Consider the following 12,121-nt stretch of genomic DNA (forward strand, 5'->3'; position numbering starts at 1 on the left):
AAAAACACTAAATATTAGTGTTTTTAACTGGATCCTGCGATCAAGTCGCGGGATGTAGAGGTAAAAGTGAGTCGTATGCAGCATTGCTCTTTTCCAAATTAAACTTCGTCTACAGTTTTTTTATTTGGAGTATGCATGAGTGTAGAAGAATTTAAAATTAAAATTCGGTCATTATATAAATCATTTGCTAATCATAAGGTGTTAGACGGAATAGATTTGGATGTAAAAAAGGGCAGTTCATTAGTTATTTTAGGCGGTTCAGGTAGTGGCAAATCGGTTCTAATTAAAAATATAGTGGGACTGATTAAACCTGATAAAGGTAAAATTTTTATTGATAATGTCGAAATCCAAGATATCTCAAGTAAACAAAAATTTGAGATTATGGACGGTATAGGCTTTTTATTTCAAGGCGGAGCATTATTTGATTCCTTGAATATACGTGATAATGTTACTTTCGAGACTAAAAAATTATCTAAGAAAGAAAAAAACGACCTTGCCGGTGCAAAGCTTAATGCCGTCGGTTTGTCCCCTAGAATACTTGATCTTTACCCTTCCGAATTATCGGGAGGAATGCAAAAAAGAGTCGCACTTGCTAGGGCTATTTGTAGTACACCGTCGATTTTATTTCTTGATGAACCGACCACAGGGCTTGATCCTATAATGGCAAATGTTATCAACGAATTAATTATAAAAATCCAAGAAGAGTTAGGGGCAACTACGATTACTATAACTCATGATATGATTAGTGCCGAAAAAATAGCTAAAGAAGTAGCTATGATTTATCAAGGAAAAATTCAATGGTACGGTAGTAAAGATGAAATGCGTAATAGTGATAATCCTTATTTAAAACAATTTATAAATGGATTAACTACCGGTCCTATAGAGGTATAAAATGTTTAAGCACTTATTATGTATAATAATATTTCTAGGTATAAACCTAAATGTTTATGCTATAAACTCTAGCTCTTATAGGACAGATGATATAATCAAAATAGTGATTATTCTTGGAATAGTTATTGTAATTTTTAGTCCTGTAAAATTCCGTATAATCCTTATCGGTACTATGTTAGGCTTGGCTTGTGCCTGTTTCACATATAAATACATCGTGCCTATCTTTATTTCTTCACTAAACGGAACGTAATTAGCTCTTGACACTAGTGGAGTATTACTTTATACTTCCCACCTGTTGTATATTTATAAGTTTTAAGGTATTTAGCTTATGTCACGTAAGTGCGAACTCACAGGTGTAGGTGTTTTATACGGCAACAATGTATCACATTCTCAACGTAAAACTAGAAGACGTTTTGAGCCTAATTTAAGGTCAGTTAAGTTTACAAGTGATATAACAGCCGGAAAATATAGATTATCGGTTAATGCTAGATGTATTAGTTCAGTGGAAAAAGCCGGCGGTTTTGATGCGTATATTTTACAAGCCGATGATAATGTTTTATCAAGTAACGCTAGAGCTATTAAGAAAAAAATAATTCAGACTAAAACGGCCAAATCATTATGAAAAGCAATATACATCCAGAATATAAAAAGTTTTTGATTAAAGTAGGAAGCGATGTTTTTGAAACAATGTCTGCTCATCCTACGGGTGAAATTTTAATGGATGTGGATTTTAGAAAACATCCGGCATGGAATAAAGATTCCGGAAATGTGGTAAATCAATCCAACAAAAGTGTGAGTGATTTTAATAAAAGATTCTCAGGTCTTTCTTTCGGTGGTAAGAAAGAAGCTAGTTAGGCTTTCTTTGTGAATAACAAATTGTCATGCGAGGAAATTGCATAGCAGTTGTATGTCCGCAGTCTAGTAAAAAGGTCTGATTTATAGGATTTATTATTTTTTTAGATTACCGTGCAATCTGTGATTATTCGTTATCTATGCAAGAATTACACTAACAGTGTTTGCATAGTATTAGATTAAGTCACAATATAACACAGATAAGTTGTAAATGCTCAATTATCGCGGGGTGGAGCAGTTCGGTAGCTCGTCAGGCTCATAACCTGAAGGTCGTTGGTTCAAATCCAGCCCCCGCTACCATATTTTAAATGTCGTTCTAGCTCACTTATAGCGTTAGAAGCCTGTTGATGCCATTCCTAACTCAGTGTTGTTGCGTTGTTTGGTTTGCCCCTGTCTTTGCGAGAAGGTGTTGCTGCGTGGATAGTTTTTTCATCATTGCTTCGCCCTGATTATTATGTAATTTTTCTCGTAAGGAATTGTTGTGTTGAACAGTTATCACCCTGTGGCTTTGGACCAGAAGTAAAATTGATCCACGCAGCAATGCTTTCTTGCAATGACGAAAAAATCTGTCCATATAGTAACGTCTAATTTTTCTTACAATGATTATACAATACCTGCAAATTTATCAAATCTAAAAAACTATGATTAATAATGAAAAAGCGGTAAATAATAAAAGATCAACTGATGGCGGTAAGCTTTTTCGTAGTCAAGTTAAATTTGTAGCCGGTGCTATGAATATAAATCAAATCCCCAATTTTTCATTACCGGAAATTGCTTTTGTCGGTAAGTCAAATGTCGGAAAATCAAGCCTAATAAATACGATATGTAATAATAAAAATCTTGCTAAAGTTTCTAATACTCCGGGACGTACCAGGCAAATCAATTTTTTTAACCTTGCAGATAAACTTATTATAGTTGACCTTCCCGGTTATGGTTTTGCTCATGTTCCTATATCAGTCAAAGAACAGTGGGAAGTGTTAATTAGTTATTATTTACGAAATAGTCATAATTTAAGGTTAGTTAACTTATTGATTGACTCAAGAAGGGGTATAAAAGAAAACGATCAGAAAGTAGCTGAGTTATTACTTGCAAATAAAAGAGAATTTCAAATTATTTTCACAAAATCCGATAAAGTTATTGATTGTAAAAACCTTAACAATGAAGTACAGAATTTTCTTGCAACTTTAAACTACTCATGTAATGTTATGTACGTAAGTAGTAGGAGTAAAGAAGGTGCAAGAGCACTTAAAGCTAGTTTGGCAAAATGCATCAAAGCTTAATAGGTAAAGAGGTAGATAGTATTTCTTCATTAAATAACATTGCTATAATTGAGAATATAATAAAGTGTAGTAGTGAGTTGAAGCATCAAGTAATAGTTCTAAAATTACCTGCTGCTATTATTATTGACGATAAATTATTCACGGCTTTTATTGAATCTGTTAGATTGCTTGAGATGTGCGGTGCTAAAATATATATAGTACATGATCATATTGATTTACGAAGTTCGTCTTTAATAGCACAAATAGATGAAAATTTTAGTCAAAAAATTAGTAAAATACGCGACTATAGTTCTCTAAATAATCCTATTATTATGGAAATATTATCCAGTTACGTTAACAAGCTTATAGTAACAAAGCTCAGTAGTATAGGTTGTTATGCAGTTGGTATTTCAGGTAAGGATGCTAATTTACTGCAAGCAAAAAGTCAAAATTATCTCACCGAAAAATTGTAAAGCATGATGTTATAAATATTGTTTTTTAAGCGAGCCTATTATGATTAATCCGGCAATTTTATTAAATTTTGAAGATAATAATATTATACCAGTGATAGCACCATCTGCGACTGACAATCAGGAAAAAACGCATTTATTAAATGTTAACTTAACGGTAGCAACAATTGCTTCTGCATTAAGTGCGGAACATTTAATATTGCTATATTAGATATTACAGGTATCCTAGATATTTCCGTATAATATAAAATACAAGATATTAACTTGTTGAAATCAATGTTAGATGATAGTAATAATTTCATCGAAGAAGAATTAATTAAGATAGCGGTTGATGTGCTTGAAAATAATAACGGTTACGTACATTTTGTGAATAGTGAAGTACCGAATTCAGTATTGTCACATATGTTTGATATTAACATAAATTAATAGAGGTTTTTTATGTCAGGAGCATTAGCATCCGATCTTTTATTTGTAGGGTTAACTAGACCGCCGATGATATTTGGAGTAAGTATTAAGTTTGCTGCGTTAAATATGATAATGACGATGATAGTATTTATTTGGAACAACGGCATTATGATTTTATTCATTGCAGCTGCTTTGCATTTGGTAGCTTATATTATATGTTTTAAAGAACCAAGATTCATAGAGCTATATTTAAATAAAATGTCAAGAACTAGCCAATGTCCTAATAAATTTTACTACGGAGCAAATTCGTATAATATTTGAGTTTTATGTCATTTCATCGTGGATGCTAAAGCTACTCGATGTCATCCTCGCGTGGGCTAGGATCCAGAACAAAGGTCTAAATACAGCAAATTTTTGAAATTAAAAGCTCGATTTATCTTGCTTTATGCTGGATTTCCACTTTCACGGGAATGAATTAAAGAGCATTTACCGGCCTACGCAACAATGCTTTGTGAGCAGCCGTAGGCTGACAGTATAAAATTTCTGAGATTGCCGAGTCGAGGCTTAGCCTCTTTTTGCAATGACAAAGTGAATCAAAATCGTTAAATCAGGTGAGGTAATGAAGTTATTTAGAACCAGGGCAGCTAAAGAATTAAGGTCTAAACAAGAAAGACCAACTTCGCATTTTATTCCTTATAAATGTCATTGGGATAGTAATACTATTTTAACAAAAGATAATTCTTTATTACAAGTTATTAAAATAAACGGATTTTCTTTTGAAACTGCTGATGATGAAGATCTAGACATTAAAAAGAATATCAGAAATGCCTTACTTAAAAATATGGCTTCGGGAAATATCGTTATGTATTTCCATACTATTAGAAGACGTAAAGCGGTAATATTTGACGATACGGAATTTACTTATGATCCTACTGTAAAACTCCCTAATGATTTCATTACTTATTTAGGTGTAGAATGGCGTAAGAAACATGCGGGTGCTAGGTCATTTTTTAACGAATTATATGTTAGTATTTTATATAAGCCTGATACAGGTGGTGCTGCTATAGTTGAGTATTTTCTAAAGAAGCTTAGACAAAAATCTAATAAAACCGCTTGGGAAAATGACATGAAAGAGATGAAAGAAAATCTTCAAGAAATGTCAACTAGAGTGGTTAATACATTCAGAAGTTACGGAGCAAGATTACTTGGAGTTCGTCAAACGCAGTCAGGTAATTATTGTGAGATTTTAGAATTCCTTTCATCTTTAATCAATTGCGGTGATTCACCAGGTCCTGTAGCATTACCGCGTGGTACTATTGACGAATATTTACCTACGCATCGTTTATTTTTTGATTCTCGTACTATTGAAGCAAGAAGTCCGCTTGGCAAAAAATATGCCGGAATGATCAGTATACTTGAATACGGTCCTAATACTTCGGCAGGAATGTTTGATGGATTTCTGCAAATGCCTTTTGAATTTGTCATGACTCAAAGCTTTGTCTTTGCTAATAGAAGCATAGCGATCGGTAAAATGCAATTACAGCAAAATAGAATGATACAATCCGGTGATAAAGCTACTTCGCAAATTGCTGAAATTAATACGGCTCTTGATATGGCTACTAGCGGTGATATCGGTTTCGGTGAGCATCATTTATCGCTTTTATGTTCTGCGCATAATATTAAAGCTTTGGAAGATATATTATCAATGGCAGCAGTGGAGCTTTCTAATTCAGGAATTCAACCGGTTAGAGAAAAAGTTAACATGGAACCTAGCTATTGGGGACAGTTGCCGGGAAATATGGATTATATAGTACGTAAATCCACTATAAATACTCTTAATATGGCTAGCTTTGCCTCACTACATAATTATCCGCTCGGTAAAATTAGAGATAACCATTGGGGAGAATATGTCACAGTACTTGATACTACTTCAGGTACACCGTTTTATTTTAATTTCCATGTAAGGGATGTGGGACATACTCTAATTATCGGTCCAACTGGTGCCGGTAAAACAGTTCTTATGAATTTCTTATGTGCGGAAGCACAAAAATTCAAACCTCGTATGTTCTTTTTTGATAAAGATCGAGGAGCAGAAATATTTATACGTGCTTTAAACGGAGTTTATACGGTAATTGATCCGGGATTAAAATGTAATTTTAATCCCTTGCAGCTTGAGGATACTAGTGAGAATAGAACATTTATTTTAGAGTGGCTTCGTGTACTTGTAACTTCTAACGGTGAAAGTTTAACTGCACAAGATAATAAAATCTTATCTCAAGCAGTAAGTGGTAATTTTAGATTAGAGAAACAAGACAGAAGGCTTAGTAATGTTATAGCATTTCTTGGTATTGATACACCAAATAGTTTGGCAAGTAGGATTGCAATGTGGGTTGGTAAAGGTTCACATGCTAAGATATTTGACAATGAAGTAGATGATATTGATTTACAAAAAGCAAGGGTATTCGGTTTTGATATGACTGAATTACTTAAAGATCCTGTAAGCCTTGCACCGGTATTGTTATATATTTTCCATCGCATTAATATCTCTTTAGATGGACAGAAAACTATGATAGTACTTGATGAAGCATGGGCTTTAATCGATAATCCGGTATTTGCACCTAAGATCAAAGATTGGTTAAAAGTGTTGAGAAAATTAAATACTTTTGTTATATTTGCTACGCAGAGTGTTGAAGATGCCGCAAAAAGTAGAATTAGTGATACATTAATTCAACAAACAGCTACACAGATTTTTTTACCTAATTTGAAGGCTACGGATATTTATCGTAGTGCATTTATGTTAAGTCAGCGAGAATATATTTTAATTAAAACTACCGACCCTACTACACGTTATTTTTTAATAAAACAAGGAATAGATGCCGTAGTTGCTAAAGTTAACTTAGAAGGTATGAATAATATAATTAGTGTTTTATCAGGCAGAGTTGAGACTGTATTATTGCTCGATCAAATTAGAGAGAAATACGGCAATGATCCGGATAAGTGGTTACCTATATTTTATGAAGCAGTTAAAACATTATAGATTAAATGGATACCGAGTCGTCATTGCGAGCGGTTGTAGGCTGCGTGGCAATCAAGAAAAAGTAATAAAAAAATTCTGTAAATTAGAATTTTTTACTGGATTGCTTAGTCAAAATTTTCAATTTTTCCTCGTAATGACGTTAAACACTATCTCATACGAGGCAAGTAACTAGTCATGAAATTATTTTCTCGTAGTATACTTATAACATTAGTATTAAGCTTCGCACTAAATTTAGGGCTAGTTACTAAAAGCCATGCCGAGGATACTCTTGATAGCATTGTAGATATTTTGAGTGGCTTAACTTGCGAAACCCAAGGCGTAGGCGATTTGCTGCGTACTGAATTTTCTCATACATGTATTGTTGCTCCGTTCTTTACTTTCGCTGTCATGAATCTTGTCTCTCCTGTTTCATACATGAATACGTTTTTGAAGCTTAAAATAAACGACGGTGATTTATTTAACGATAGTAATTTTGGAAATTTCCCCGGAGGTCAATGTACTCGTGAAAACAGAATAGATCCTAAAAATCCAGAATTGCGTTTTGCTTTATGTAGTAATGCTAAATTAATTGTATCTCGGGCAAAATCTGTTACTGAATCAGCACTTGCTATTGCTAAAGCCGTCTTAACAGGGAGTGACCCTTGGGATGATATAAAGAAAGCGTGGGAAAATAAAAAAAAGGAATATCATGTTCCATATAGCGGTAAGCCCGGTGATGACGGTTTTGCATTTGATGTAGGCTTCCCTGTAATATATTGGAAAATTATTCAAGATAAAGATAGAATATGCGTATCGACAAAAGGATTTACAGGAGACGTCCCTGTCGGCTGTAAATATATGAAAGAGCCGTTTCCGAAATCCATGTATAATAGTTTTATGGATGTAGCAGATAAGGATTTTATTGCAGATCCTAAGGAAACGCCTACCGATCCTTTAGCTTTAGTTTCTTGTAGTGCAGCAGGCGGCGGATGTTATCAAAAAGCTTATAATGCTTCAAAAACTGCAGTAGTTATGACTTCTCCTCTTATAGAATGTATGAGGCAAATGATTGCTAGATTACTAATTAGTAAAGATGTTTGTAGTTTTGATAATGTAGATCAAGTGGTTAATTTGGCTTCAAGGCAAGATAGTGCATTATTTCAGTTCCAAGTAGGAATGTATAAAATAGTGACGGCTTTTCTGACTTTATATGTTATGTTTTTTGGCTTTAAACTATTACTTGCAGGTGAAGTGCCGCCAAAAAGTGATTATATAAATTTTATATTGAAAATGATATTCGTAACTTATTTTTCAATAGGAATTAATATAACCCCTGGTAATGGCTCTCCGTATGACAGGCTAGACGGTATGATTCAGTGGGCGTTTCCTTTCTTACTTAATGGTATAAACGGTTTAGCCAGTTGGGTTATGAATGCTGCTCCATCCGGTTTATGTAAATTTAACAACCTTTCTTATGACGGTACCGTTTCTTATATTGCATTATGGGATGCGTTAGATTGTAGGGTAGCTCATTATTTAGGACTTGATATATTATCTACGTTACTTGTCGAAAATGCTTATCGAAGCCATGATTTTTTAAATTTTGATTTCTTTAGTTTTAGTGCTCCACCATATATTTATTTGCTAATTCCGGCGATAATATCCGGTAATATGATGTTGGTATCACTCGCTCTTTCTTATCCGTTACTTGTGATTTCGGTTGCTGCCTTTATGGTTAATGCAACGATTATGTGTATGATATCGATAGTAATACTTGGTATTTTAGCTCCTCTTTTCGTGCCTATGTTTTTGTTCACATATACACGAAATTATTTTGACAACTGGGTTAAGCTAATGATTTCGTTCTTGCTACAGCCTATGGTGGTAGTTACTTTTATGATTACGATGTTTTCTGTATATGATTATGGTTTCTACGGTAAATGTCAATATAAGAGCAAGTTAATTCACAATAGTATAGAAGACAAAATTCAAGGTGGTATTGCTTCTAATAGGGATGTTTTAATATTTTATATTAATAATGATTGGGATGATACGTCACAATATCCTGATAAAGATGCAGTAGAAAGCTGTCAAAATAGTTTAGGTTATATGTTAAATAACCCTATTACCACGGCATTTAATTTTACAAAAGATAGTATAAGTGAAATCGTTAATAGTAAACCAGGAGATACCCCTACCGATAAATTTCTTGCTAAATTCCAGTTTTTATCGGGAGTAGTTTTGGGACCAGGAATGTTTTTCATGTCTCCAAAAGTGCTTTTTGAGAAAATTAAAAATATTTTGCTTGCGTTAGTTACGGCATGTTTTACATTGTATTTGATGTATAATTTTAGTAGTCAGCTAGCTGAATTTGCTGCAGATCTTACGGAAGGAGTAGCTCTTAATAATGTTGCTATAAAACCGCAAGCAATATTTAAGGTAGGTATGGCAGCACTTGCTGCTGCGGGTGGGGCAACTAAGGGGGGCGATCAGATAGCAAGTAGAGGAGGAGTTGGTGATTTACAAGCTGGTCAAGGTGGAGGAGTAAGTGATAATATTGCTACGAGCGGAGGCGGAATGTCAAATGATAATATTGCTGCAATTGGAGGTATGTCGGCACCTGCGGTAACAACACCGACAGTTTCGTCTTCTGTAGCAACTTCTAGCTCAAACACAGTAAGTAGTGAAGCAATATCAGATGTTGTTACTACTACTGCTCCTCCAGAAGCTGTTTCACTACCGCCTGCTAGTATTAGAACTTCTATTTCTACACCTGCACCACAAAGTAATATTGACATTGAAAGTGTTGGAAAAATCATAAGATATAATAATCACGAAAGTAAAAAAGAGATTGATAATACTCCGCCTCCAAAAGAGATTGATAATACTCCGCCTCGAAAGAAAAAAGTTGATAATGCAGCTCCACAAGAAAAAGTTGACAGTACAAGTAAAGGTACAGGAGTAATTGATTATAGTTTTAACTTAAAGGAACATGGAAATCCGGCAGGAGTAAAGCAAATACGAGAAAATGCAGAGATTCGAGATAAACGTGTAAAAGTAGAAACAGCATGGAATGAACTAGTAGCAAGCGGAGTAGGAAGAGAACAAGAAGGAGGAGAAAGATCAGAACGACGTGTAAATGCTGAAAAGGTATGGGATGAGTTAGTAAAAAGCGGCGTAGTAACAGAAAAAAAAGATAATAGTTCTAATGAAAACTCTTAAAACCTTAAAGATATTTATTATAGTTTATATAGTGTCTGTAAACTTAACAAGCTTTGCAGGCTTTGGAGAATCATGTTCTAGTTTACCAACTACTTCAGATGGGTATTTAGAAACGGACACGGCATATGGCTATATAATTCGTAGTATTGATATGAAAGATCCGAGAGGTAATTGTAATTCAGTTGCATCTAGTATAACGTTTTGTTTTAAAAATGTAGAAGGTAGTAGTAGTCCTTGCACCATATATAATTTAAATGAAGGTGACTCTAAGAAGATTAGTGAGTTAAGTACTGATAATAATCCTGATCTTGGAGCAAATCCTATATTAAAGAATATCGTTTTAACGGTTAAAAAATGGGATAATGATCTATGTTTAGTTATGCCTACGTCAAGAGGGCCGAGGCCGGTAGCATGTAAATCTTTAAGTGCTACTCCGCAGCCTGCTCCGCATAATGATGAAAATTGTAATATAGGAAAAAGTTGCTATACGGGAGCAAATTATAGTCAATCGTTAATTAATTTTTCCGGTCTTGCAGTTCAGTGTGTGAGTGAAACGCTTAATAAAATATTTTTTGCCGGAAATGGTTGTAGCTCTCAAGATCACAATTCTAGAATAACTCATCTTGCTGCTTTTTCTACATTTCAAGGTTATTTAAAGAGAATTATAGGTGCGGCATTAATTCTTTATACTATGTTTTTTGCCTTTAATATGGTTCTAAATAAAGCATATGCAAGTACTGAAAAAATAACTCTTTTTGTAATAAAGTTCTTATTTGTTACGTATTTTTCTGTTGGTCTTGGACCTTTAGATTTTAGCGGTGGTCAGCCGACAAAAGAAAACGGTATGTTAAAATATGGATTACCTCTTTTGACGGGAGCAGCACCGGACTTTGCACAGATGATCTTTAATGCAGTAGGTTCTAGAGGATTATGTCAATTTGATCATTCAAAGTATAAGGATGGTTATAAATTTTACGGTTTATGGGACGCGATTGATTGCCGTATAGGTTATTATCTTGGCTTGGATTTACTTTATAATATAGATAAGAATGGAGTTTTAGGGAATTCAGTCGGTAATGGTCCCGGCGGTAATAATACACCTATACCTAATTTTGATACTGACGGCAAAAAAGATAGACCGAAAGATTTAAGTAAAGCAGGAGCACTTAGATTTTTTACCGTTATGTTTGGATTCTTGATGGCCGGAAACGTTATTATACTTGCAGCAGGTTTAGTATTTTCTGTAATATTTTTATCTATACTTTTATATTTTATTACGCATTATTTAGTTTGCATGATTACTATTTATGTTATGACATATATTTCTCCTGTATTCATTGCTATGGCTCTATTTACTCGTACAAAATCTTATTTTGATGGGTGGTTCAAAGTATGTATTTCATGTGCATTGCAGCCGGCAGTAGTAGCAGGTTTTATAGCTTTATTAATAACTATGTATGATTCCGCAATATTTAAAAATTGTGAATTCCTTAGATATGATTATGAAAAAGGGGATATTAGATTTAGCACTTTTGAGTTAAGGCTCCCTAATAGCGAAGCAGATAAATGTCAGGAAAGTTTTGGATATAAAATGTTACAATATTATGCAGGTGAAGGTTGGGAAGAGCATTTATTGATACTTTTCCCAATAAAATCAATTGTTAGAGATGTTGTATCTATTTTAGCGGAACTTTTGTGCGTATTAGTATTTTCGGTTATTTTTTATTATTTCTCTAAATCTATAGGGCGATTTGCTGCTGATTTAACTAATGGTCCTAATATGGATGCAGTAACGGCAAGTCCCACTAAAATCGTTGATTTAGTAAAGAAAGGAGCAGCTTTCCTTAAGGATGCGGACATAGCTTCACAAGGTAAGCCGTCGGTAGGAGATAAGCCGGATGTTGGAGGTAAGCGTAAAGATGGAAAACAGCAAGGCTGGGATTCAGAAAGCGGTGCAGGTGGAGGATTAGCTGATTTAGCAAGTGGTGCGGGTGGAGGTAAATAAT

General features: G+C 34.1%; 9 protein-coding genes, 1 tRNA gene and 1 pseudogene. All 11 read left to right on the forward strand.

The genetic code is table 11. The annotated features are described in order from the left end of the window. Positions 1–135: 135 nt before the first annotated feature. Complete coding sequence (locus A1C_RS00675; RefSeq protein ID WP_012013351.1) at positions 136–891, forward strand: ABC transporter ATP-binding protein; 756 nt, start codon at positions 136–138, stop codon at positions 889–891. Between the two features lies 1 nt (position 892). Continuing rightward, entirely contained in the window at positions 893–1,141 is a 249-nt protein-coding gene (locus A1C_RS06430) for a DUF5510 family protein (protein ID WP_012013352.1), read from the forward strand. Positions 1,142–1,219: 78 nt separating this feature from the next. After that, a complete protein-coding gene (gene rpmB / locus A1C_RS00680) occupies positions 1,220–1,513 on the forward strand; it encodes a 50S ribosomal protein L28 (protein WP_012013353.1) in 294 nt (97 codons plus the stop codon). Further along, positions 1,510–1,746, forward strand: a complete 237-nt coding sequence (locus tag A1C_RS00685) for a 50S ribosomal protein L31 (RefSeq protein ID WP_012013354.1) — start codon at positions 1,510–1,512, stop codon at positions 1,744–1,746. Before rpmB ends, A1C_RS00685 begins: the two co-directional genes overlap by 4 nt. A gap of 220 nt (positions 1,747–1,966) precedes the next feature. Beyond that, a tRNA-Met gene (locus A1C_RS00690) sits at positions 1,967–2,043 on the forward strand. A 341-nt stretch (positions 2,044–2,384) separates the two neighbouring features. Then, positions 2,385–3,023: a ribosome biogenesis GTP-binding protein YihA/YsxC gene (gene yihA / locus A1C_RS00695; RefSeq protein ID WP_012013355.1), complete on the forward strand. Its 639-nt coding sequence runs from the start codon at positions 2,385–2,387 to the stop codon at positions 3,021–3,023. Then, positions 2,977–3,898, forward strand: a pseudogene (locus tag A1C_RS00700) (amino acid kinase family protein). Before yihA ends, A1C_RS00700 begins: the two are co-directional and overlap by 47 nt. A gap of 12 nt (positions 3,899–3,910) precedes the next feature. Then, positions 3,911–4,198: a type IV secretion system protein VirB3 gene (locus A1C_RS00705; RefSeq protein WP_012013356.1), complete on the forward strand. Its 288-nt coding sequence runs from the start codon at positions 3,911–3,913 to the stop codon at positions 4,196–4,198. A 298-nt stretch (positions 4,199–4,496) separates the two neighbouring features. Next, a complete protein-coding gene (locus A1C_RS00710) occupies positions 4,497–6,914 on the forward strand; it encodes a VirB4 family type IV secretion/conjugal transfer ATPase (protein ID WP_012013357.1) in 2,418 nt (805 codons plus the stop codon). 174 nt (positions 6,915–7,088) lie between these two features. Then, positions 7,089–10,115 carry a TrbL/VirB6 family protein gene (locus A1C_RS00720; protein ID WP_012013358.1) on the forward strand — a complete coding sequence of 1,009 codons (3,027 nt, stop codon included), beginning with the start codon at positions 7,089–7,091 and terminating at the stop codon, positions 10,113–10,115. Further along, positions 10,102–12,120: a TrbL/VirB6 family protein gene (locus A1C_RS00725; protein ID WP_012013359.1), complete on the forward strand. Its 2,019-nt coding sequence runs from the start codon at positions 10,102–10,104 to the stop codon at positions 12,118–12,120. The genes A1C_RS00720 and A1C_RS00725 overlap by 14 nt, the downstream gene beginning before the upstream one ends. Position 12,121: the final 1 nt, after the last annotated feature.

Origin of the sequence: Rickettsia akari str. Hartford (assembly GCF_000018205.1) — a bacterium.
In the GTDB taxonomy this organism is placed as follows: domain Bacteria; phylum Pseudomonadota; class Alphaproteobacteria; order Rickettsiales; family Rickettsiaceae; genus Rickettsia; species Rickettsia akari.